Raw genomic sequence first — 24,159 nt, 5'->3', positions numbered from 1 at the left:
TTCATTCTAAGCTTCGCGTTTTTGCCAAATTAATGGCTATAGTTCGATGCTTATCCTGTAAGTGCCCACACAGATTGCTTGGCTTGATATATTGTTAAAGAACGTTGCTTCTGCTCGAAGCGAGGTGCGCATTCTACACACCCATTTTTTTATGTCAACTCATTGATGAAAACTTTTTTCATTTTTCTATGTTTGAGCTAACCATTTGCACCTGTTAAGTAAATGTTACCTTCTACTTTTGGGTGCTTTAATCTGAAATTTGGATAAAGCCGCTAATTAGTAGCTTTTAACAATCCTTAATTTTCCAGATAACTCTTCAATCGCTTGCTATTTCTAGCTTTGCTCCCGAAGAAGTGGGGCGCATTATATCGATCAATTTACAATTCACAAGGGCTTTTTTAAGGTTTTTGTCGATTTAAATGTCGAATGGATGATTTTCCACCAGGTTGGTGGAAATAAGCACACTATAAATGCTTAGAGCCAAGCGTTAGAATATAAGCACACATTATTATTGAGAGGATCAGGAATGAATACTGGCCGATCTTACAAAGGTATTAAGCCAACCTTAGGCAACAATGTTTATATAGACGAGTCTTCAGTTATTGTAGGTGACATTCAGATAGGCGACGACAGTAGTATATGGCCATTGGTAGCTGCGCGCGGAGACGTGAACTATATTCGCATTGGTACCCGAACAAATGTACAAGACGGATGCATTCTTCACGTCACCCGAACTAGCAATAGTAATGAAGAGGGCTTTCCATTGATTATTGGTGACGACGTTACGCTTGGTCACCAAGTAATGCTACACGGTTGTCGCCTTGGCAATCGCATCTTAGTTGGCATGTCTGCAGTAATTATGGACAACGCTGTCGTAGAAGATGACGTGATTATAGGCGCAGGCTCTTTAGTTCCGCCGGGTAAAACATTAGAGAGTGGATTCTTATATGTAGGCAGCCCAGTGAAAAAGGCGAGAGCACTCACCAAAGAAGAGCTCGCATTTTTACCGAAGTCTGCAGAGAACTACGTAGAACTTAAAAACGATTATTTAAACGAGCCTTCCTAATAAACATAGAAGCTCGTATTAATGAAAGTTGCGCGAACGAATGTGCGCAGCAGGAAGCCGGTCGGTGTAGTCTCGCATACGACCGGCGATAACATGAATAACATCCCCGTGAATTTCTAGAATTCCTCTCACTAACAATAAACGTGCATGTAACCACTCTTGCCGCTGCTCCCTAGCTCTGTCTTGCCAAAGCACCACATTAATATTCCCAGTGTCGTCTTCTAAAGTAATGAAAGTTACTCCTTTACTTGTGCCTGGTCTTTGTCTTCCTGTAACTAATCCTAATGCAGTAATAATTTGACCATGCCGAAGTTGAGGCAGTTCATTAGCTTTTCTATGTTTGGGTAAACTATCTTTGCCTTTTAAGTATTGGCGGAGTAATGCGACGGGGTGCGCTCCTAAGGTTAACCCCATAGAGTTATAATCTTCTTTCATTGACTCTATGGGATGCGGAGCAGGTAAATTTATTTGCGCCTTTTCATCTAAAGATTCGAGCAACGGCAATTGCTCGCCTAACTCAGTAAGCTCCCAACGACTTTGGTAACGATGATTCGCTAAAACAGAAAATGCATCTGCACTTGCTAACGCTTCAATACTTCCTTGTTGTATTTGGATACGCTGTATTTCACGCATACAAGAAAACCCAGCACTCGGACGACTCGCAAGCAGTAATTCTATGTCTTGGTACCGTACGCCTTTTACCAGTCGAAAACCTAGTCTAATTTCTGGTCCGCGACTGCCATGGTGTAATGCATGGTCCCAACCACTTTGGTTAATGCATACCGGGTGAATAACAACGCCATGCCTTTTAGCGTCTTGAATAAGCTGAGAAGGAGAATAGAAACCCATAGGCAAACTATTGAGTAGCCCTACGTAGAATGCGGCAGGGTAATGATACTTCAACCAAGCAGAAGCATACGCAAGAATAGCGAAACTAGCTGCATGAGACTCGGGAAAGCCATATTCACCAAAACCCAGAATTTGTGCGTACAAGCGCTCAGCAAATGACTCGGGGTAACCTCGCGCAAGCATGCCTTTAACTAATTTATACCGAAAAGGCTCTAGTTGACCGTGACTTTTCCAGCTTGCCATTGCTCGCCGTAATTGATCAGCCTCGCCACCTGAAAAACCAGCAGCAACCATAGCCAGCTTAATCACTTGCTCTTGAAAAATGGGAACACCTAGCGTTCTTCTTAATACATCAGCAACTTCATCGCTTGGATACTCGATAGGCTCTAGCCCATCTCGACGTCTTAAATAAGGATGAACCATGTCTCCTTGAATAGGTCCGGGGCGAACAATGGCGACTTGAATAACAAGATCGTAGAACGTTGCCGGCTTTAAACGTGGCAGCATACTCATTTGCGCGCGCGACTCTATTTGAAATACACCAATAGAGTCTGCTTTTTGTAGCATTCCATAAACTTGCTTATCTTCTTGTGGAATAGAAGCAAGATCATAGGAGTCACCATAAAACTCAGGTAACGAAGACAGCCCTTTACGTAAGGCCGTTAACATTCCTAAAGCCAAAACATCTACTTTTAACAAGCACAAACTTTCTAAGTCGTCCTTGTCCCACTGAATTACAGTTCGCTCTGGCATAGAAGCATTTTCGACCGGCACTAACTCGGACAGCGGACCTGATGAAATAATAAAGCCGCCTACATGCTGAGATAAATGCCTAGGTGTACCTAATAGCATGGAGACAAGTTTCACTAACATAGAGCCGCGAGGATGTTTTTCAATGCCTAATGCCATTAACTGCTGCGCCCAACCTTCCTGGCTATCTCGACGATCAAGCCTAGCAAGCAGTTCTGCCAACATACCCTCTGAAAAGCCTAGAGCTTTGCCGACATCTCGAATAGCACTACGCAAACGATAAGTAATCACCGTAGCGGCAAGCGCCGCCCGTTCTCTACCATACTTCTGGTAAATATATTGAATCACTTCTTCACGACGCTCGTGCTCAAAGTCTACGTCGATATCTGGTGGTTCATTACGTTCTTTAGAAATAAACCGTTCGAATAATAGGTCAGACTGAGCAGGGTTTACCGCAGTAATACCTAGGCAATAACACACCGAGGAGTTTGCTGCCGAACCACGGCCTTGATGCAAAATTCCTTGGGCTCTCGCGAAGCTTACAATGTCGTGAATCGTTAAAAAGAAATGTGCGTAACCAAGTTCTCGTACCAACTTTAATTCGTACTCAATTTGCTTTCGCACTTTACTAGGCAAGCCTTCAGGGTAACGATCCTTTGCTCCTTGCAAAGTTAACTTACGTAGCCATTGGTCTGGAGTGTAATCTGGCGGTACTACTTCACTGGGATACTCGTAACGTAAACTCCCCAAGTCGAAGCTACATAAATCAGCAACATTTAACGTTTCTTTTATGTACTCAGGCGCATATAAAGACTTAATGTCACCTAACGTTCGTAACGTACGTTCTGCATTTCTCTCTGCTTTTGTACCTAACTCATCAATTTTGCATCCTTCACGAATAGCCGACATAACTTCGTGAAGCGGTACACTACTAGAATGATGAAACAAAGCACCGGAACAGCTGACTAAAGGACATTTATATTGCTGACTTATGGTTATTAATTCTTTGTGCCGCTTAATATCGCTTTCTGCAAGACTTCGTAAATAACCTATCCACAACCTACCCTGGAACGCTGTAGACATTTTCTGCATAAAATGATGAGCACGAGTGTCTAGTTCAGAGGGAGGAAGCCAAATACATAAGCAACAAGATAAGGGCACTTGTAGTAGCCATTCAGGTATAAATTGATAACTTCCCTTTTCCGCTGCTCTACGACATTTTGTAATGAAGGCACTCAATTGCGCATAGCCTTCTCTGTTTTGACAGAGTAAAACCCAGCGCCCTAAGCTTTGTGTTCTAAACTCACTTCCTATGATCACTTTAATAGAACTATGTTTGGCCGCTTGCCAAGCCTTAACGGCGCCAGCTACTGAACACTCATCAGTAATGGCTAACGCTTGATAACCTAGGCTCTCAGCTTGCTTCACAAGTTGTTCTGGCGAAGAAGCACCCCGCAAAAAAGAGTAGTGGGACAAACAGTAAAGCTCTGCATAACTCATTAGCTAAACCATCCTTGCAACCACCAGCAGCTTTGACGGTAACAATAAAACACCCAGCCAAGCCGACCACTTAAGTGGCGCGCTTGATAATAATCTCGCGTACTTTCTTCGCCCGTTTGCCACCAGCTCGTTCTTATACGCTCGGGTCCTAAACCCAGCTGCCATTCATGAATATCAATTCGCTGGGCATGTAGGCATAACCAAGCAGGGCGACGAATAACCTCTTCTCGATCATGCGAAGGTTGTATGGGCTGCCCAGCTAACCGTCTCTGCCAACTCAGTTCTGGTAACCAATAATGCTGTGTTTGTATGGCATAAACCCGCTCGGTTCCCATACGAAGCTGCAACTGATTTAAAAGCTGATGCAAAGGAACTGACGTTGAAGTGTGCTGATTCCATAGATCGGCCATTACAGCTTCATGGTTTTTCCAACCCTTCGCATGAACACTTAATTCAACAACGGGCGCTTTCAACACTTCATGCTCTGCTTTTAACTGACATAACGACAAAAATTCATCTGTAGTAACACAGCCATGTGGAGCACTCACGACCAGTTCTTGTTTCGGCTGCTCTCTGAAATATAAATGAATAACTAACTTTGTAGCCGCTTTACCTCGACCTTGTAAAAAGCGTTCTAATTCTCGAAAAACGCGTTTCAATGAAAACTGTAAGCCTTGCCAACTTTCAGCTTCTGAAGGCAAAACAATACGCTGATAAAAACTATGGGGTGGTTGGTAGGGTGCTAAACGCATGCGATGGTGCCCTTCCAGTTGTGCCAATAAAAGCACAATGTCTTGCCCCAACTTTCTACCTATTTCCTTTCGAGGAATAGCTTTTAAGTCTTCTAACGTATGTAAACCGAAGCGTACTAATTTCTCGATTTGCTTATGCTCGCAGGGCAACTGCTCAATCAGAATTTCATCTATATGAGACGCTTCAAACCTTGCTAATAAACGTGCGGCGGCAGGTGACACATGCACACCTTGTTTTACATGAACGGCAAATGGATGTAGCTGAACATGTAAAGCTTTTTGCCAAGCTGCTGCGTTAGGGTATACACGACGCATAGGCTGCAAGTTCAGCCATAAGCCATCGGGCGGGTCGAGATAAATATCAGAAAAGCCTTGGTAGATGTGTGTCGCTAACTGCCGTAACTGCTGGTTCTGCTCTAACTCTTTCCATGGGTAGGCTGCCATATCTTCAGCTAACAACCATGCTCGCGCTAACGGAGTACCGCTGTATACGCCACACTCCCGCGCTTTCGTATTACTTTGAACGACAGCTTGTTTGCGGTCTTGAGGGTCATATAGAACCGTAGCTCTACTTTCTAAAGCAGGTGTTAGAGCTTGCAAACGATCAAGCTGCAACTGAGGAAAATAAAGATACAACCAATGCATAGGTTCACTACTAAGCCGTAGCTCGCAACCAGTGAAGAGGTTTATGTAGCTCTACCTGCACAGGCCAACCTTGTGCGCGTTTTATGACTTCGATATTACGACAGTCGGTAGACAAGCGCAGGCGTGTAGTGAAAGGCCTAGCCTCTTCTGGTTGTATGTCGCTGATGACAAAAGCAATAGCACCACTGTTTTGCACCGCAAGGTGAAGCCTGCGGCACGCCGGCTGGCTTAAACTTGAGCTCCATAAAATAACCATTCCCGCTGAGCCGGAACGCAATATATGCTCCGCAGACCATAAAGCGTCTGCTTCGGTTTGCGGCGTCAGTACAATGTGCTGACTTTGTGGGTCTACGTAGCGAGCTAACCCAGAAGCGCAGGGCAGAGCGGGCGGAGCAATCCAAAATACTGGACGTTTTTGCGCGCCACTCCATGCTAATGCATTTTTAAGTAACACCACCTCTCCCGAAAAAGGTTGTTTCACCTGTATTTCATGCAGCTTTTGCCATTGCCACCCGCCGTGTAGCTTGTCGTCGAGCTCGCCGACCCCCGTAGCAATATTGTGCCCGCCGCTATTTTCTGCCGAACCTTGCTGAACACGACCTTGCCACACGTCTCCGCGTGACATAAGGCGGTTAAGAGAAACACTATTTACAGCCATAAACCTCACCAATAACTGTATATTTATACAGTATATTCTAGAGGTATTTTGTGGATGATCAAGAGAATTCGCACGGCGAATTGAGAAGCGGTATGATATGCAGGTTTTTTACTAGCTAAGGCATTGAAAGCATGCTTCGTTTTTTACCCGGGCCAATCAAAGTTATTATTAATTTCACATGGGCAGCACTAGCAACCGCGATTATTGGGCTGCTTATTATTGTTGTAGGAATATTCAAGTTACTACTGCCTATTCCCCCTATAAAAAGGCTCACCAGTAGTATTGCCAACGGTTTGTTCCGACTTTGGGCTTATTCGGTTTCAGGGCTTTTCAGCCTGACACATAAAACCGAATGGGTTATTGAAGGCGACTTACCCGACAATAGAAATGGTTGGTACATGATTCTTTGCAACCATTTAAGCTGGGTCGACATTCCTTTACTTATGCATTTGTCTCGCAAGCAGCTGCCTATGCCGCGCTTCTTCTTGAAGCAAGAGTTATTCTGGGTGCCGGTTATTGGTTTGGGCTGCTGGGTTTTAGACATGCCATTTATGAAACGCTACAGCCGCGAACAAATTGCGAAAAAGCCTGAGCTAAAAGGCAAAGATATAGAAACCACGCGAGAAAAATGTGAGAAGTTTAGAGACATTCCCACAACCATCATCAACTTCTGTGAGGGTACTCGACTTACCCCTGAAAAGCACAAGCGCAAGCAAAGTGAATTTCAAAACTTGCTCCCGCCAAAGGCTGGTGGAACGTCTTTCACTTTGCAAGCCATGGGTGAGCAATTTCAAGAGATCTTAGATGTAACGGTGGTATACCCAGGCATTCAACCGGGCGAGTCGGTGGTTTACCCATTGCTTTCAGGTAAGTTAAAGAAAATCTATGTGCATATCGATCGCATTCCGGTAACACCAGACTTACGCGGTGACTACTTTAACGACGAAGCATTTAGAGGTCACTTTCAAGCTTGGCTAAACGAACGCTGGAAAAAGAAAGACCAGCGTATTAGTCAGTACCGTTCTGATCACGAGTAATTCCGTTCTCGCCTAACAACTGCCCAAGTTCACGCACGTCGCGTCCACTTGGGCTTTGGAATACGCGCAAACCAAACTCAGGAAGAATAGCGAGCAAATGGTCGAAAATATCCGACTGAATACCTTCATATTTTGCCCATTCCGTGGTGTTGGTAAAAGCATAAACCTGTAACGGCAAGCCTTCAGAAGTAGGGCTTAATTGCCGCACCATAACCAACATATCCTGATGAATACCTTGGTGGCTCTGCAAGTAACGACGAACATAAGCTCGGAACGTACCAATATTCGTAATTCGGCGAGTATTTACTGGCTCTTTGCCCGCTTCTTTCAGTTCAGCGTTCCAGGCATCAATTTCTTGCTGCTTTTCTGCCATATAATCATGTAGCAAACGAAAGCGTTGTAAACCCTTTTTCTCATCGGCGGATAAGAACCCAATACTTTGCTGGTCGAGCAGGATATTGCGCATAATGCGGCGCCCACCCGACTCTTGCATGCCTCTCCAATTCTTAAAGCCGTCAGTAATAAAACGTCGGGTTGGAATAGAACAAATGGTGCGGTCCCAGTTTTGAACCTTCACCGTATGCAATGCAATATCGATGACTTCGCCGTCGGCACTTAAGTGCGGCATTTCCACCCAATCGCCCACACGAATGATGTCGTTCGAGGAAATTTGCATACTTGCCACAAGTGACAGCAACGTGTCCTGGAACACAAGCAGCAATACTGCTGCCATTGCGCCTAAACCAGAAAGCAATATAAGCGGCGAGCGATCAATAAGTGTGGCGATCATTAAAATAGCGGCAATCACATACACTGCTATTTTAAAAACCTGGATATAACCTTTTATAGGTTTGCGGGCGGCGTCGTATTTACGCTCATAAACAAGATTCGCCAATGTAAGCGAGCCGTTAATCGCAAGCGCTATGGTTAATACAATAAAAGCGTTAACCACGTTATGCACCACGGTGATCACGACCTCCGGCATTTGCGGAACGCGGTGAACACCAAAATACAGCACAAGTGCCGGTATAATATTCGCCAAACGAGCAATGATGGTCGACTTCATTACTCGCTTGTCTTCTTCTAATTGCAGCGCATCCAAGCCTTTTACAATAACTCGAATTAAAGCGTGTTTAACCACGAAGTTACTCACCGCGGCAACAGTGAGTAACACAAAAATTCCAAAGGTCAGTTCAAGATTCGGGTGCTCGGCAATTTTCGCGTAAAAAGACTGCCAAGCTTCCGTTAATCCTTCCATTGAATGCGCTCCAGGGGTCGCTTATTGGTCTTTATTCAGCAAGAAGCGAGCAAGTTCCATGTAGTCGTTGAAGAAATTCGTGCTATCGCGGAAACCTTGCTGAATCATGCGGTATTTACCATTCACAACGAATGTTGGCGTGCTACGAATATTGAAGTCGCGTGATGCGCTGCGCATACGGTTTCCTAAGCTACGCGCCGCAAAGCTCCCATAAGCTTGCTCGAACTGAGGCCCTGCAATGCCCATTTGCTCAAAGATACCTTTCACATCTTCAAATGTATTACTTTGATTACGGTTTACGAAATGCTCGTGGAAAATACGTTGCTTATATTCGCTTGCAACGTCTAGCATTTCCGCAACAGCCCAAGCACGAACAATAACTTCACCCATGTCGCGCGGAGCAATAAAGTCTACTTGGTAAGCTTTGTATGCTTCTGGGAATTCACTCGCCAACTGTCTGCTGAACGGTTGGAACTGATAACAAGCACCACAGTAAACAGAGAAAAAGTCGATGATTTCCGGTTCACTGGTCGCTTCGTCTGAAATGACTTCGTAATGCACGCCTTCTTCAAAGTCCATCGCAAACGCAGGAATGCTTAACATGCTAAGTACCGCAGCGGCGGCCAATAAAAACTTCTTCATAAACGTTTATTCCATTAGTTTTTCAAAAAATCGGAGGCATTATGCCCACACACACATTAAGGCTGCAAGCGCAGAGGCGGTTCTTGCATATTCGCCAACTGCTCTTTTAATGCGAGAATTTGCTGCTCCCAATAACGAGCTTCGGCAAACCACGCAAAAGAGAACGTAAATGCAGGGTCTCCCCAGCGCTTTGCTAACCAGGCCATATATTGAATGATTCTAAAACTGCGCAAAGGTTCAATTAATCTTAATTGAGAAGCGTCAAAAGATGTAAATTCTTCGTAAGCCGACACCAAAGTGTCCAGTTGCAAAGTCTGTTGCTGCCGGTCGCCGCTAAGCATCATCCACAAGTCTTGAATTGCAGGACCTTGCCTTGCGTCGTCAAAGTCGACAAAGGTTAAACCATCGTCGCGAACCAACAAGTTTCCCACGTGGCAGTCGCCATGAAGTCGAATGGTGTCGTAACGCTCCCACTCAATCTCCAGTAACTGCTTCACTACTGGCTGTAAAATGGCTTCAAAAGCGGTACGCAAACTATCGGGCATTAAGGGGCAAGCTAAAAGCGTCTCTTGAATATCTTTCAGAATAGCTTTATCGATTAAAGTGGGGCGTTGCTGAAATTGTTTTACTTTTGCCACTTGGTGCATGCGCCCCAACTGTCTTCCAAGCTCGTCTAAATGATCAAGGTTGTCACTTTCGAGGGCTCTACCGCCAACACTTGGAAATACCGAAAACCGATAGCCCTGATACTCAAATAAGGAAACACCATTTTCTCGAATGGGCTGCACCACAGGGATGTCGACGTCATGTAGTTCACTTAAAAAGTCGTGCTCTTCTTGAATTTGTGCATTGCTCCAACGCGCAGGGCGGTAAAACTTCACCACGTAACGCTGCCCGCCGTCGTTCAAGAATTGGTAAACCCGGTTTTCGTAGCTATTAAGTGCCAGTAACCCCGAGCTAGGGTAGTAACCTACCGACTCCAAGGCATCCAGAATCAGCTCTGGGCTGAGCGAAGAAAAAGTAAAGTCACTCATGGGTTACCGATAAATAAAGTTCGATTCAACGGTCATATTCACGCGTTCTTCGTTTATCGACTGCACAGTGAAGGTCACTTCTTTCATGGGCGTATCAAGAAAATAGGGGTCTATGGCCAAACTAATCGGTATGGTTTCCGTACTTCCGCCCTCTAACGTAATTTCTGTTGGCCCGTGCCATTGCAGGTCTTCAACTCCCTCGGCTTGTGCACTCAACGTATATATTTGAGCTTCTTGCGACTTGTTGATCACACGTAGGGTGTACACGTTTTCAATATAACCTTGCTGATTTTCTCTAAATAGTGAGTTTCGATCACGAATAACGTCGAACTCGAGTGGAATGCGAAGCAGTATGTCGAGCACCAATAAGCCTGTTAATACGGTTAACGCCAACCCATAGCCTACACTTTTAAAACGAAATAACTTGGTGCGTTTACCTTCCAGCTGATTTTCCGTGGTAAAGCTAATCAGCTTGCGAGGGTAATTCATTTTATCCATGACGCCGTCGCAAGCATCAATGCAAGCACCACAGTTTATACATTCGTATTGCAGCCCATTTCTAATGTCGATACCCGTTGGGCATACCTGCACACATAATTGGCAATCGATGCAATGACCTAATCCGACTTCGTCTAAGTCCGCTTTACGCTTACGCGGCCCTCGTGGTTCGCCTCGCTTCTCATCGTAAGCCACTATAAACGTGTCTTTGTCGAACATTGCAGACTGGAACCTTGCGTATGGGCAAATGTGCGTGCACATGATTTCACGCATCCAACCCGCATTTCCATAAGTCGCAAAGGTGAAAAATAAAACACAGCCAGTTGCCCAAGCACTGCTGTTCCATAAGAAAAACTCTTGGAATAGGGCGCGTATGTCCGTGAAGTAACCAACAAAGGTCATCGAGGTGAGTACAGCAACAACCAACCAAGCAGAATGTTTGGCTGTTTTACGCCAGAACTTGTCGAAGTCCATGGGGCGAGCATCTAGCTTCATTCGTTGGTGGCGGCTGCCCTCAATTTTCCGCTCGAACCACATAAAAATAAAAGTCCATGTAGTTTGCGGGCAGGTAAACCCGCACCAAACACGACCATATAACGTCGTGACCAAGAACAGAGCAAAAGCCCCAATCATAAAAATCCACGCCAAAATAGTGAGATCTTGCGGCCAAAGCGTCAGTCCGAATATACGGAACTTCTGGTCAAGAATGTCGAGTAAAATGGCTTGTTCGCCATTCCAAGTTAGCCAAGGTAACAAAGCAAAAGCCGCCATAAGCGCGAAACCAAGCACTCGTCTTAGGGTTTCTACACGTCCTTTGACTTCACGAACGTAAATTTGATCTCGTGGTGCGTAACTGTTGTTACTTTTGCTGGGATCGGGCTTATGAATACGAACCGACTTCGGAGGCGCGTCTTGAACTTCTATTTTTTGTTCCATGGCAATACCACTTTTAAGCCATTAAAGGCGTTAGTATACGCCCCTTAACTACGAATTTCATGTACTGGCCCGCTCAATAGCGCAGTCAAGAAGCAAGTTTGTACCCATTTCAATATGGTGCCAATGCGACCATTCATCTGGTGCATGACTCACCCCACCCACAGACGGAATAAAAATCAAACCCGACTCGGTAATATGAGTAAAAAATTGCACGTCATGGCCAGCACCGCTGGGCATTACTTTATACTCCCATCCTCGCTCCTTCGCCTTGATCTCCATCAAATCAATCATACTTGGGGCGCAGTAATTCGGGCCTAACCAGCTCACTTCGTCATATTCGAAATGCAGTCTATGTCTTCGTGAAATCGCCCGAAGCGTTCGCTCACAAGCCTCCGACAAAGCTTTCATGACATCTTCGCTCATGTCTCGGCCAACGATAGTGAAAATGACTTCTCCTGGTACGGTGTGCGGATACCCTGGTTTTAAATCAACTTTACCCACAGTAATACGGCTCATGTCCGTGCCCCATTCATCAATAATTCTTTGAATTTCGTGCGCAAAGTCCGCCAACCCCATGAACGCGTCACTTCGCATATGCATTGGCGCCGTACCTGCGTGATCAGCTTTACCTTTGAGTTTCACAATCCACTTAAATACCCCCGAAATACCTTCTACAACACCCAATGGAATTTTCTCAAGGTCGAGCACAGGGCCTTGTTCTATGTGCAGTTCCAAATAAGCTTTCATTTGGTCTTTTTGCCACGCTGCATCTAACGCCCCCATCGGGTCGAGGCCTTGCTTTTTCATCTCATCGGCAAGGTAAACACCATCAGCATCATGTGCAGACAAGATCCATTCCGGCGTGAGATCTCCGGTAATGGCTTGCACTCCAAACATACCGCCGAAACGACCTTCTTCTTCTGCAGTTCCTAATACTTTAAGCGGGTGTTGCAGGTTGAGCTCGTGGTCGCGAACTGTACGCATCACTTCTAAGCCAGCCATTACACCTAAACTACCGTCAAACATACCGCCAGCAGGAACTGAGTCTAAGTGCGAGCCCATCACAACCGCACTATCTTCCTCATGTTTTCCTGTGTCGTAGCCCAACCATACGTTTCCAGCTCCGTCCATGTCCGCGCTAAAACCGTCGTTCTTGGCCAAATCAATAAGCCATCGCCTTGCTTCCATGTCTGCGTCTGTAAAACCCGAACGGTAGATACCTTTGTCATCAGGGTTAAAACCAATACGAGAAAGCTCCATTAGGCTTTCTTTGAGGCGAGGAAGATTGATGTTTGGCATGAAAACTCCTTGTTTTGTCTACCTAAAGACTAGAACAAGGCATGCGTTTAGCAACTTAAGTTGGCGTGATATTCAGAATAGTTGTGGCGAATCCGAAGTAGATAAGAACACCACTGGTGTCTGCAATTGTGGTGACCAGAGGTGTACTTGCTGTAGCAGGGTCCCAACCTAAACGGTTAAGTACAAACGGCAGTAGTACCCCAATTAAACTACCCACGAGAACAATACAGAACATACTGATCGCAACAACCAGAATAATTTCCGGACCGGCGCGCCACCAGCCTACGACCATAATGGCAACCGCCATAGTTACACCAAGACCAATTGAAACCGTAAGTTCCTTGAATAGCATCCGGAACCAGTCGGTTCTGGCAATTTCACCTGTGGCAATACCACGAACCATAAGCGTAGCAGCCTGCGCACCCGTGTTACCGCCGGAAGCAATAAGTAACGGTAAGAAGAACAATAAAGCGCCATACGCTTGAATGGTCGCTTCAAAGTAGGCGATTCCTGCTCCCGAGAAGATATTGGCAAACACTAACAAAACCAACCAATTAATCCGTCGGCGGTAAAGTAGGATAGGGCTTGCGTCTTTCAAACCGCCATCAATTTTTCCGACCGTTGCCGATTTGTGCATGGTGTCGGTGTCTTCTTCTTCCACAACGTCCATCGCGTCATCGAAGGTCACCATGCCCACAAGAATATTGTCGTGGCTAATAATAGGAATCGCAATAAAGTCGTAGCGGCTGATAATTCTGGCTGCTTCTGCTTGTGGCATATCGGGTGTCAACGTCACTACGTCTTTCACCATTATGTCGTCAATCGGGTCGTCCGGTGACGCGGTAATTAAGTCACGCAAAGACACTACGCCATGCAGTTTATGATCGCTGTCGACTACATAAGCCTGATAAATAGTTTCCTTTTCTGGGGCACTCTGGCGAAGCCTACGTAACGCAGTTTCAACCGTGCCTCCCATAGGAATGGCGGCATAGTCTGAGGTCATCACAGCCCCGACCGAACCCTCTTCATAACTTGCCAACCGCAGCATATCCTCGCGCTCACGCTTTGCCATTCTGCGCATGAGTGCATCTTGCAGTTTTAGGTCCAACATGGCGTACACGTCGGCACGTTCATCTGAACTCATGTCACGGAATAACTTGGCGAGTAAACCAATTTCCATGTGGGTAGCAAGTTCTTGCTGGTTGTTCGGGCGAAGGTAGCCAAAAACGTCAGCCTGTTGCTCAGGCGTCATTTTTTCAAGTAAGGCGAGGGCGTTATAAACTTCGAAGTGTTCGTCGATATACTCTGCAATATCCGCTGAAGCCATGTCTGACAGCATGGTGCGCAAGGCTTTTTCATTGCCTTGTTCGATCATATCTATCAAATGTTCTTGTGACTCAACGGCCATGACCAATCTCCTGTGTCATGCGACGGTATAGCTTATTTTACAATGAAATCAAATTGTAACGCCAAATAATTATACATACTTATAGTACAGTTGGAATTTCTAGCTGTGCTTCATGATTAGCTTTAAAACTATTCGACATTAAGGTCGCAAAATCATTACCTTCGCGGTAAATGAAAACAGCATCAATACCCAACTCGTTTGCTAGCGATAACCCACGCTGCTCTCCCAACACAAGTAACGCGGTGGCCCAAGCATCAGCCTCTGCCGCAGACTCGAGCAACACATGTACAGCGGCCAACCGGTGAGCAATCGGGCGACCGTTTGTCGGATTTATAGTATGCGAATAGCGCACACCATTTTCTTCAAAATAATTTCGGTAGTCTCCGGAGCCTAAAATTGCCATATTGGTAAGCGGCAAAATATGTTGCGCCATTTGTCGTTGGTCTGTAGGAACTTCAATGCCCACACGCCACATAGCATCTTCGCTGCGTTTACCTTGGCTGCGCAAGTCTCCGCCTATATTCACTAAGAAGTTCTCGATGCCTAAATCTAGTAAATACTCACTAACTTGGTCTACCGCATAACCCTTAGCAATACCTGAAAGGTCAATGAACACATCAGCAAGTCTTGTGGCGGTTTGGTTTTGCGCATCTAGTTCTACTTTGTTGTAACCCACCCGCGCTAGGCGTGTTTGCAACAATTCATTTGGTGGGGCCGAAGTTACCCGACCTTCAGGACCGAACCCCCACAAATTAACAAGACCACCTACGGTGTTGTCGAACGCTCCACCCGAGGCTTCAGACACGTCTAATGAAAGTTCTAATACTTCAAATAGCTCAGCTGGAACTGGAAAAGGAACACCCACTGGCGCTTGGTTAAGCTGCATTAAATTCGACTGTTCTTTATAGGTCGACATTTGCATGTCTACTCGATTAAGAACTTCAAGTACACCTTGCTCTACTTCTTCTCGCTCATAACGCTCAGAGCCTGCAATAGTCACCTGGAAAAACGTTCCAAAAATATTGCCTTGTAGTGTTTCAGGCTCTTTTGAACAAGCGCTAAGGAATATACCTAAGCAAAGTAAACTTACCCATTTGAATACTGTTTTCATCACCAAACTGCTCCAATAATCAGTAAGCCTAATAACACACGATAAATAACAAACGGCTGCATTCCGATACGCTTTATGAATGCTAAAAAGTAATGAATACACGCATAGGTACTCACCACCGCGACAATAAAGCCTACCAACAGCGGACCTAACCCCATAGTTGTGCCTTGTTGCACAAGCTCTATGGTGTAAAGCAGTCCCGCGGCCGCAATCACAGGTACTGACAACAAGAAAGAAAAACGAGCAGAAGCTTCCCTAGACATACCTAAAAACAATGCGGCTGTCATAGTAATGCCCGAACGAGAAGTTCCTGGGATAAGCGCCAGCGCTTGAGAAAAGCCAATCACGATAACGTCTTTTAAATTTAAGTCGTATTCAGTGCGTTTGCCGCGACCTTTCCAGTCCGCTAATCCTAAAAATAGCCCGAAAACAATAAGCGCTGTTGCCATAATCCATGGGCTTCTTAGAATTGTTTCAGCATAGTCTTTCAGTAAAATGCCCAGCGCCCCCGCAGGGATAGTGCCGATAATAACCCACCACGCTAGCTTCGAGTCTTTGGTGCGTTCACCGCCCACCAGCGAACCAGTCCAGTCTTTTGCCATGGCAAATAACTCGTGCCGGAAATAAGTCACAACCGCTACCAACGAACCCGCATGTAAAATTACGTCGAAGTCTAAACCCTGGTAAACCTCACCGAACCATTCGCCAGCTAGCACTAAATGGGCTTGACTAGAAACAGGTAAGAACTCGGTAATCCCTTGCACCAACGCTAAAATAATTGCGGTAATGTATTCCATGAAATGGTCTCTGATTATAATTTTTATCGAAGAAAGAGAGTCTTTTAGTAGGCTGAAAGTTTAGCAGAAACGTTGCTTAGAAACAGCTAGCGCCAACATGAATAGATAAAAAAACAACAGGCAAAAAAAAGCCCGCTATGGGGAATAGCGGGCGCAATGTTACGGTTTAAATTAGCAACAACCGTTCCCAGGGGGAAACTGAAAGGAATGATACCCCCTAAAAATGAACCTTTTGTGACAAAAGATCCGTTTGAGCAAGAAAATGTTAGCCCAAACCCTGCGTGGACAAAATCGAATAAAAGGAATTATACTAATCGAATTATAAGATTAAGGAGCGATTTATGGCGAAGCTACCCAGCCTCAAGAATCTGACCTATTTACTTGCCTTGCATCAACACCAGAACTTCAACCGTGCCGCGCAGGCTTCGTTTGTGAGCCAATCCACATTAAGTAGCGGCATTCAAAACCTTGAGGAGCAGCTCGGCTGTCAGCTTATTGAGCGCGACCATAAATCGTTTCTGTTTACTGCCATGGGTGAGGAAATTGTCGACCGAGCAAGGAATATTCTTACTCATACCGAAGAATTGGTAAATTATGCGCAAAGCAAGGGAAGCATAATGGAAGGCCCTTTGCGTGTGGGTTGTATTCCTACTATTGGCCCGTTTCTTCTAGGGCGGTTAACACAAACTTTACGGGCCCAGTATCCAAAGCTTCAACTTCATATTCGCGAAGACACCACCCAGCAGCTACTTAACCTACTTCGAGACGGCGAACTCGATATGCTTATTCTTGCCGTTCCGGTAGATATTCATGGCAACCAACAATGGGTAGTCGGTCGTGATCCTTTTAAGTTTGTAGTACACCCTAAAATTTACGACCAATTAGGCGACCCGTTCGACTACAACAACTTGCCGGACCAAAGCATTTTCCTACTTGAAAGAGAGCATTGCCTGAGTGGGCACGCGGTTACAGCATGCCGACTGGGAAATACCAAGAAAATAAATCCGTTTACTGCGTCGAGCATTCATAGTTTGGTGCAAATGGCAGAGTCGCTAGAGGGTGCCACATTTATGCCGCAACTTGCCATAGACCAAGGTATTTTAGACAACAGTGAAATGATTATTACCAATCCAGTAGACGGTGACGCATATCGGGAAATTGGGGTGGTATTTCGCCCCACCACTAGCCGCCGCCAAACCTTTAGAAAAGTGGCGGAAACCTTGGCAGAACTCATGCCTATAAACACGTTGAAGTAATGAATCTCAAAATGAATGTATTGCGTATAACTAGCAACAACGCAACAGGGAGTGAACATGAAAAAGTTAACATTAAGTTTATTAACGACAGCACTAATGAGTACAACTCATGCAGCTAGCGCGGACGACCACGGAACAACCATTGAAACGCGCTGGGCAGACATTGAAGTAGAAACGGTAGCTTCTGGCCTTGTACGCCCTTGGGGTATTTCATTCATGCCAGATGGTCGCATGCTCGTTACGGAACTACCCGGGCGGATTCGTATTGTGGAATCCGACGGCACATTAGGAGAGCCCCTAGCAGGCTTGCCTGAAGTAAAAGTGAGAAACCAAGGTGGTTTATTAGACGTAGTTCTGGCCCCCGACTTTGAAACGTCACAGCGTATTTATATTAGCTACTCAGAACCCGAGTCTCCGGGAAGCACTATTACCAGTACAGCCGTTGCCCATGCGCGTATTGTTGGCAACGAACTACAAGATTTCACCCGTGTATTCAGTGGCGAGCCAAAAGTAGAAGGCGGCAGACACTATGGCGGTCGCATGACTTTTAGTGACGACGGTCAGTATTTATTCCTCGGTTTAGGCGATCGCGGACACCAAATGATGCAAGCCCAAGAGCTCGACAGCCATACCGGGACGATCATTCGTATTCACGCTAATGGCAGCATCCCTTCCGACAACCCGTTTGTGAATGACGCAGACGCACAGTCAGAGATTTGGTCCTATGGCCACCGCAACGTTCAAGGTATCGATATTCAGCCAAGCACAGGCACCATGTGGTCTGTAGAGCATGGTCCGCAAGGGGGTGACGAAATTAACCACCCAATGGCAGGGCACAATTACGGTTGGCCACTGATCACTTACGGTGAAGAATACGGCGGCGGAGAACTTGCTGTTTCTCAAGGCACTCACAAAGACGGTTTAGAACAACCTATTTGGCACTGGACACCTTCTATCGCAGTGTCTGGCATGACTTTTTACCAAGGTGATGTATTCCCACAATGGCAAGGCAACATTCTTGCGGGCGCATTGCGTGGACAACAAATTGCTCGCATGGAAATTGAAGACGGTCGAGTGATGCACTACGAACCAATAGCTATGGACTACCGAATTCGCCAAGTTGCAGTAGGGCCACAAGGCTATGTTTACGCGCTTACCGACGAGCGTGAGAATGCGAAAATATTGAGACTAAGTCCAAAGGCTGAATAATGCGTTGTAACTCAAAAAAAATGGGGCTTGCGATTCTCGTAAGCCCTTTTCTTTTCAACTCCAGTGCCGTGGTTGGTCAGTCTGAAAATGACAGCAACGACAACATTGAAACCATTACGGTAACGGCTTCAAGAACAGAAACACCTTGGCTCAACACGCCTGCTTCGGTATCACGTGTGGAGGTGGAGCAACAATTACCGGGGCAGCGCTCTGACGTCGCCGAAATTCTCGAAGGTATTTCTGGCTTACAAGTAGATACTCGCTACAATTTCGCTCAAGACACGCGCATTACGCTAAGAGGTTTTGGAGCTCGAGCAGCCTTTGGTGTGCGCGGTGTGCGTTTGCGCTTAGACGGTATCCCGCTATCCATGCCAGACGGCCAAGCTCAAACCTCCAGCATACTTATTGACGAGCCTGAATATGTTGAGGTTCTGCGTGGTCCGCTCGCCGCTATTTATGGTAATGCCGCAGGTGGTGTTATCGACTTAAGAAGCCAAATGCCTTTAGTATCTTCCGCGTTCGTTCACTTTAGTCAAGGCAGTGCGAGCCGAGAGAAGTCGCGGTTTCAAGGAACATATCGCCGAGGTGAACAAGCTTTTCGTGTCGACTATGCCGAATTTAGCAGTGCGGGTGACAGACAGGTTGGCGCTATTGAGCGAGAGCAATTGGCGCTGCGCGGTTTTCACGACGGCGAAAATATTCGTATAACGATCCGAGTCGATGATAATGACGCCCCTGAAATCGAAGATCCACTCGCACTTACAGCGTCAGTTTGGCGCGAAAACCCCTCTCAGGTTCACCCGCGAGCATTTCAATTCAAAACACGCAAGTCAATCGCTCACCAACAACAGTCTATTACTCTTGAGGGTGTATCTATCCCGTGGCAAGTCGCATTTTGGAATGGAGAACGAGAAATTCTTCAATACCTACCTTTTGCGGGCGACGACCCGACAAGTTCAGGTGCTGTGATTGATTTAAGCCGCGCCTTTTATGGCGTTTCTGCGACATATGATTGGAACGTACCTAGCTCAAACGATTGGGTACTGACATGGGGAGCGGACTTTGCGTCACAAGAAGACACCAGAAAAGGGTATGTAAATAACGAAGGCGTTATTGGTGATTTGCGAAGAGACGAAACCGGAGAAGTGGAAAGCTCAGATCTATCTCTCATTTCCAACTTTTCGCTCACTGAACGCTGGCACTGGACCGCAGGTGTCAGAACCTCATCCATGACCTTTTCCGTGTCCGATCGCTACATCACCGCACAAAGCCCGGACGACAGCGGGCGTGCAAATATAGATGAGTGGTCTTGGAGCCAAGGACTTAACTATCAAGTGTCATCGGCTGTCAGTGCGTATATCTCTGCCGGACAAGGGTTCGAGTCACCAACACTCACAGAGATGGCCTATCGGAATACGGGCACGGGTTTAAATACCGACTTAAGACCTAGTCTTATAGAGCAAACCGAAATAGGGTTAAAATGGTACAACCCAAACTTCCGTGGGCAAGCCAGTTTATTTCTTATCGACAGTGAAGACGACATCGTTGTTGATCAAAGTAACGATGGTCGCACAACTTATCGCAACGCAGCCCAAACAGAGCGTACGGGTTTTGAATTCGAGTCGAATTGGAATTTAAGCGAACAATGGGTTTGGGACATAAGCTATACCTATCTTGACGCCACATACCAAGGCGCTGTAGCAGAATCTGGAAACCGACTACCGGGTATCGCACAAACCAACCTTTATAACCGGGTCACTTGGTTCTCGCCTTTTGGTTTACAGTTCAAGCTCAATCAAACCTATCGGTCTAAAATCGCTACGAATGATGACAACTCAGAGTTTGCACCGTCTGCCACAGTATACGACTTAAGTATCTCGTCTCAGTACACGCAAAACCGGTGGGTGATAGAGCCATGGTTCAGAATCGATAACCTCACAGACAAAAAGTACGTCGGCTCTGTAGTGGTTAACCAAGGAAGCGGGCGTTCTTTTGAGCCTGCCCCAGGCAGAGTTTGGATGATTGGTTTTAACGCCAGATTTGAGCCGTAAGTCTTATCGTCTCTTCTTTAATGGAGCGCTTTTCGCTATGATGCGAGGCGTTCCATTTTTTATATAGCGACAACTTAAAATTACATAAGAGGCTCTATCATGCGCAACATGCTACTTTGCGCCTCAGCCATAGCCTTAGTTACTGCGTGTAGTCCTGCTACTGAGGACACTGAAAACACAGCAGCTATGGTTGATGCTGACGGTATCGTAGATTACCAATTTGACGAATCGTACCGCGAACATTTACGCACCTTAAGTTCTGATGAATTTGAAGGACGTGCGCCTGGTACACGTGGCGAAGAACTTACTATTGAGTATGTGGCGAACCACTTCAGAGAATTAGGCGTTCAGTCATTTACGAATGAAAACTACACACAACCATTACCTCTGGTTCGTATTGCTCCGACACGTATTACCGATATGGCAGTGCAAACTGAGTCTAGCGAATTTACCTTGGAAAACCGCACAGACTTTACCGGCTGGACTAACCGTATGGTCGATGGAATCAGTATCGAAGACAGTGAACTTGTGTTCGTTGGCTACGGTATTGTTGCGCCAGAATATGACTGGAACGACTACGAAGGGTTAGACGTAGAAGGTAAAACCGTGGTGATGTTTGTAAACGACCCAGGTTATGCCACGCAAGACGAAGACCTTTTCAAAGGCAACTCCATGACCTATTACGGCCGTTGGACTTACAAGTTTGAAGAGGCTGCGCGTCAAGGCGCTACCGGCGCTATCGTCATCCACGAAGACGGCCCTGCAGGTTACGGCTGGGGTGTAGTTGCTGGCGGTTCACCGGCGCGCTTCACCATGAAAGCAGAAAACAACAACATGCACCGCGTTGAGTTAGAAGGTTGGTTCTCAGCTGAAACTGCAGATCGCCTTTTCCAAAACATCGGCATGTCACTTGAAGAAGCTCATGAACAAGCGCTTTCACAAGACTTTGCTGCAACAAGCCTAAATGCGTCTGTTTCTATGGAAATTGAAAATGAATTTTCAGAGCTAGACACCTATAACATGGTGGGCTACATCGAAGGTTCTAAATATCCAGAAGAGCACATTATTTATATGGCCCACTGGGACCACTTGGGTATTGAGCCAGTCAGTGGTGAGGTATTTAATGGCGCGCAAGACAACGCTACGGGTACTGCAGGACTGCTTTCAATGGCTGAAAAGTTTGCTGAAGGTGAACAACCTGAGCGTACTGTAGTGTTTGCGCTTGTAGGTGCAGAAGAGCGTGGCCTACTGGGTTCTGCATGGTATGTGGAAAATCCATTGCTACCTTTAGAGCAAGCTGTTGCAGGTATCAATATCGATATGCTTTATGCTCACGGTCCAGTGCGTGATTTCGTAATTGTGGGTTGGAACAACTCCAATATGCAAGAATTCGCTGAACCTTTCGTACAGGCTCAAAATCGTTATTTAGCACCAGAAACGAACCCTGAAGCGGGTATTTTCTATCGCTCTGATCACTTCAGCATGGCGAAGAAAGGTGTACCGGTGCTTTACGCGAAAGGTGGTGTTGACCACTTCTTGCGAGGCGAAGAGTACGGCCGTGAACAGGCAAGTGACTTCCTAGCAAATCGCTACCACAAAGAAGGCGACGAATATAACCCAGACTGGGATTTACGCGGCATTCAACAAGACTTGTGGGTGTTCTACCGTGTAGGTGAGCAACTCGCGAACAGCCGCGAGTGGCCACAATGGGCGGAAGGTAATGAGTTTGAAGCACTTCGCTTAGAGAGCGAAGACCAGCGTCAGCCTTAAGCCACTGCTTGTACAAACTGTGTTTGCTGCCAGAGCTGACGACTTAGCTCAGTGACTGGCAGTTGCGCACCAGAAGCTAACCATTGGGTAATAGCCGGAGCTACATCAGGCCAGTCGATGCGAATCGGCTGGCTTTCTTCTAACCAGTCTTCAATGGCAGAAACAGAAAGTTCCGGCATACTTGTTGCCAAATTTCTGTCCATTAAACAATTTGCATTCGCCAACTGTTCAAACTGACCATGCAATGGTTTTACTAGCAAACGTTTACCCTGCGATAGAGCTTCGCTGCTCGTTTCAAAGCCAGCATTGGTAAGCACTCCGCTGCTTGAAGCAAATCGTTTTGGAAACTCGCTTCTGGAAGGTGGATGAAAATGAATATGACCTTCACTTTTAATTTCTGCGTTAGGATGAAAAACGTGAAATTCGTATTCAGGAAAGTTCTTCAATAGCGTATGTACTTCATGCAAGTCTTCAAATGGAAGGTAAACCAATATTTGATTACTATCGACCATGTCGCCGCTAATGCCGCCGTGAATGAGTGGAGGAATAACATGTTCACCTCCCGCTTCCCAATGCATGCCTAAGGTCGTGTCGCACGGCGCGAATTGCTTGAGCATGGCGCGCTGTAACGGGTTAATCGCTACACCTTGTAGGTCTTTAAAAAAGGCATACTGACGACCCATACCAATACAACGAACACCTTGGCGACGGGCGGCCCAAGCAGTTACGGGCTCAAAGTCAGTTACCACTAAATCGTATTGGCTTAAATCTAAGCTACGCACGTCGTCCCAAAATTGTAACCACGGGTTTTGGCTTATCGTATCTATTATTGAAACCTTCCCATCGCGAACTTGAAAGCTTAAACCTTTGCGCCATTGGTAATCGCCGAAGGCTTCCATATCAAACAGTTTGTCTTGGGCGCGGCCAGAAATAAGATAATCAGCTTGAATACTAGGTTCATTTTTAAGTGCCGCAGCTAACGCATGACAGCGGCTTAAGTGGCCATTTCCTGTACCTTGAACACCGATCAAAATTCGCATGATTAACCTCTATCTTAATTATCCAATCCAAGGCACGCCCAACTGCAGCACCGCGTAAGCCAAGCCAGAACCCAACAACGCACCCGCAAAAATGTCGCCCGGGTAGTGCACACCCAAAGCAACTCTAGACAGGCCAATCGCACTTGCCCAGACATACACCAACAAGGTCCAACTTGGCATCACCACATGGCATAGGCCTGCAAACATAAAGGCTGCTGTAGTGTGACCAGAAGGGAAACTGAATTGATCGTGAGCAATAATTACGGCTTTAAAGCGGGCAATTCTTTGATACGGGCGCTGTCGGCGAAGACTATTTTTAAGCACCCAATACACGGGAAGCTCTATAGCAAAGCCAATTAACAACAACGAGAGGAGCCAAAATGCATCGGGATCTCCCCACGCAAATGCGGCAATACAAGCAAAAAGATAGCCGTAGCCGTCACCACTTTTAGAAACCCAGCGAGCAATACGGTAACGGGTAATGTTTTTGAGCGCGTCGTACACGACAAAAAACATCCATTCATCAAATCGTTGTAATTGTGCTAACCAGCTCATAGGATTCTCCACGGCTTGATTGCAGTGAAGTCTAGTTG

General features: G+C 46.2%; 19 protein-coding genes. 6 read left to right on the top strand and 13 right to left on the bottom strand.

Translation table 11 applies throughout. The features are described 5' to 3' along the window. Window positions 1-526 precede the first annotated feature (526 nt). The gene (locus DQX04_RS09500; protein WP_111915643.1) at window positions 527-1,066 is read left to right on the top strand and encodes a gamma carbonic anhydrase family protein; all 540 of its coding nucleotides are present in this window, start codon (window positions 527-529) and stop codon (window positions 1,064-1,066) included. 18 nt (window positions 1,067-1,084) lie between these two features. On the opposite strand, the gene DQX04_RS09495 is transcribed toward DQX04_RS09500, so the two are convergent. The 3 genes from DQX04_RS09495 to DQX04_RS09485 are packed head-to-tail and all read right to left on the bottom strand — an operon-like array spanning window position 1,085 to window position 6,220. Further along, the gene (locus tag DQX04_RS09495; protein ID WP_111915642.1) at window positions 1,085-4,165 is read right to left on the bottom strand and encodes an error-prone DNA polymerase; all 3,081 of its coding nucleotides are present in this window, start codon (window positions 4,163-4,165) and stop codon (window positions 1,085-1,087) included. Further along, on the bottom strand, window positions 4,165-5,562 hold the full coding sequence (locus DQX04_RS09490) for a DNA polymerase Y family protein (protein WP_111915641.1): 1,398 nt from the start codon (window positions 5,560-5,562) through the stop codon (window positions 4,165-4,167). Before DQX04_RS09490 ends, DQX04_RS09495 begins: the two co-directional genes overlap by 1 nt. 10 nt (window positions 5,563-5,572) lie before the next feature. Then, window positions 5,573-6,220: an ImuA family protein gene (locus DQX04_RS09485; RefSeq protein ID WP_111915640.1), complete on the bottom strand. Its 648-nt coding sequence runs from the start codon at window positions 6,218-6,220 to the stop codon at window positions 5,573-5,575. Between the two features lie 131 nt (window positions 6,221-6,351). Between DQX04_RS09485 and DQX04_RS09480 the strand changes: the two genes are divergently transcribed. Beyond that, window positions 6,352-7,257 carry an acyltransferase gene (locus DQX04_RS09480; protein WP_111915639.1) on the top strand — a complete coding sequence of 302 codons (906 nt, stop codon included), beginning with the start codon at window positions 6,352-6,354 and terminating at the stop codon, window positions 7,255-7,257. Here DQX04_RS09480 and DQX04_RS09475 read toward each other — a convergent pair. From DQX04_RS09475 to DQX04_RS09440, 8 genes are all read right to left on the bottom strand, one after another. After that, window positions 7,229-8,515 (bottom strand): mechanosensitive ion channel family protein, encoded by a 1,287-nt coding sequence (locus DQX04_RS09475; protein WP_111915638.1) that lies wholly within the window; start codon window positions 8,513-8,515, stop codon window positions 7,229-7,231. The genes DQX04_RS09480 and DQX04_RS09475 overlap by 29 nt on opposite strands. Before the next feature lie 21 nt (window positions 8,516-8,536). Then, entirely contained in the window at window positions 8,537-9,157 is a 621-nt protein-coding gene (locus DQX04_RS09470; protein WP_111915637.1) for a thiol:disulfide interchange protein DsbA/DsbL, read from the bottom strand. 56 nt (window positions 9,158-9,213) lie between these two features. Next, window positions 9,214-10,191: a serine/threonine protein kinase gene (locus DQX04_RS09465; RefSeq protein ID WP_111915636.1), complete on the bottom strand. Its 978-nt coding sequence runs from the start codon at window positions 10,189-10,191 to the stop codon at window positions 9,214-9,216. A 3-nt stretch (window positions 10,192-10,194) separates the two neighbouring features. Continuing rightward, complete coding sequence (gene ccoG, locus DQX04_RS09460) at window positions 10,195-11,625, bottom strand: cytochrome c oxidase accessory protein CcoG (protein WP_111915635.1); 1,431 nt, start codon at window positions 11,623-11,625, stop codon at window positions 10,195-10,197. A 57-nt stretch (window positions 11,626-11,682) separates the two neighbouring features. Further along, the gene (locus DQX04_RS09455) at window positions 11,683-12,924 is read right to left on the bottom strand and encodes a Zn-dependent hydrolase (protein ID WP_111915634.1); all 1,242 of its coding nucleotides are present in this window, start codon (window positions 12,922-12,924) and stop codon (window positions 11,683-11,685) included. 55 nt (window positions 12,925-12,979) lie between these two features. Then, entirely contained in the window at window positions 12,980-14,332 is a 1,353-nt protein-coding gene (gene mgtE / locus DQX04_RS09450; protein WP_111915633.1) for a magnesium transporter, read from the bottom strand. A 79-nt stretch (window positions 14,333-14,411) separates the two neighbouring features. Next, window positions 14,412-15,443 (bottom strand): FAD:protein FMN transferase, encoded by a 1,032-nt coding sequence (locus DQX04_RS09445; protein WP_111915632.1) that lies wholly within the window; start codon window positions 15,441-15,443, stop codon window positions 14,412-14,414. Beyond that, window positions 15,443-16,240 (bottom strand): undecaprenyl-diphosphate phosphatase, encoded by a 798-nt coding sequence (locus tag DQX04_RS09440; protein WP_111915631.1) that lies wholly within the window; start codon window positions 16,238-16,240, stop codon window positions 15,443-15,445. The genes DQX04_RS09445 and DQX04_RS09440 overlap by 1 nt, the downstream gene beginning before the upstream one ends. 341 nt (window positions 16,241-16,581) lie before the next feature. Between DQX04_RS09440 and DQX04_RS09435 the strand changes: the two genes are divergently transcribed. The 4 genes from DQX04_RS09435 to DQX04_RS09420 all read left to right on the top strand — a co-directional run bounded on the left by DQX04_RS09435 (window position 16,582) and on the right by DQX04_RS09420 (window position 22,526). After that, window positions 16,582-17,496: a hydrogen peroxide-inducible genes activator gene (locus DQX04_RS09435; RefSeq protein ID WP_111915630.1), complete on the top strand. Its 915-nt coding sequence runs from the start codon at window positions 16,582-16,584 to the stop codon at window positions 17,494-17,496. 57 nt (window positions 17,497-17,553) lie between these two features. After that, complete coding sequence (locus DQX04_RS09430; protein WP_111915629.1) at window positions 17,554-18,705, top strand: PQQ-dependent sugar dehydrogenase; 1,152 nt, start codon at window positions 17,554-17,556, stop codon at window positions 18,703-18,705. Beyond that, window positions 18,705-20,756 (top strand): TonB-dependent receptor, encoded by a 2,052-nt coding sequence (locus tag DQX04_RS09425; protein ID WP_111915628.1) that lies wholly within the window; start codon window positions 18,705-18,707, stop codon window positions 20,754-20,756. The genes DQX04_RS09430 and DQX04_RS09425 overlap by 1 nt, the downstream gene beginning before the upstream one ends. Window positions 20,757-20,855: 99 nt before the next feature. Next, window positions 20,856-22,526 (top strand): M28 family metallopeptidase, encoded by a 1,671-nt coding sequence (locus DQX04_RS09420; RefSeq protein WP_111915627.1) that lies wholly within the window; start codon window positions 20,856-20,858, stop codon window positions 22,524-22,526. Here DQX04_RS09420 and DQX04_RS09415 read toward each other — a convergent pair. Beyond that, the gene (locus DQX04_RS09415) at window positions 22,523-23,566 is read right to left on the bottom strand and encodes a glycosyltransferase family protein (RefSeq protein ID WP_111915626.1); all 1,044 of its coding nucleotides are present in this window, start codon (window positions 23,564-23,566) and stop codon (window positions 22,523-22,525) included. The two genes, DQX04_RS09420 and DQX04_RS09415, sit on opposite strands and share 4 nt — an antisense overlap. An 18-nt stretch (window positions 23,567-23,584) precedes the next feature. Continuing rightward, window positions 23,585-24,121 carry a phosphatase PAP2 family protein gene (locus tag DQX04_RS09410; protein ID WP_111915625.1) on the bottom strand — a complete coding sequence of 179 codons (537 nt, stop codon included), beginning with the start codon at window positions 24,119-24,121 and terminating at the stop codon, window positions 23,585-23,587. Window positions 24,122-24,159 lie beyond the last annotated feature (38 nt).

The organism is Aliidiomarina sp. B3213, assembly GCF_003290085.1.
GTDB lineage: Bacteria > Pseudomonadota > Gammaproteobacteria > Enterobacterales > Alteromonadaceae > Aliidiomarina.
The sequence above is the reverse complement of the archived record's forward strand: the minus strand, read 5'-3'. Positions and strand labels throughout refer to the sequence as shown.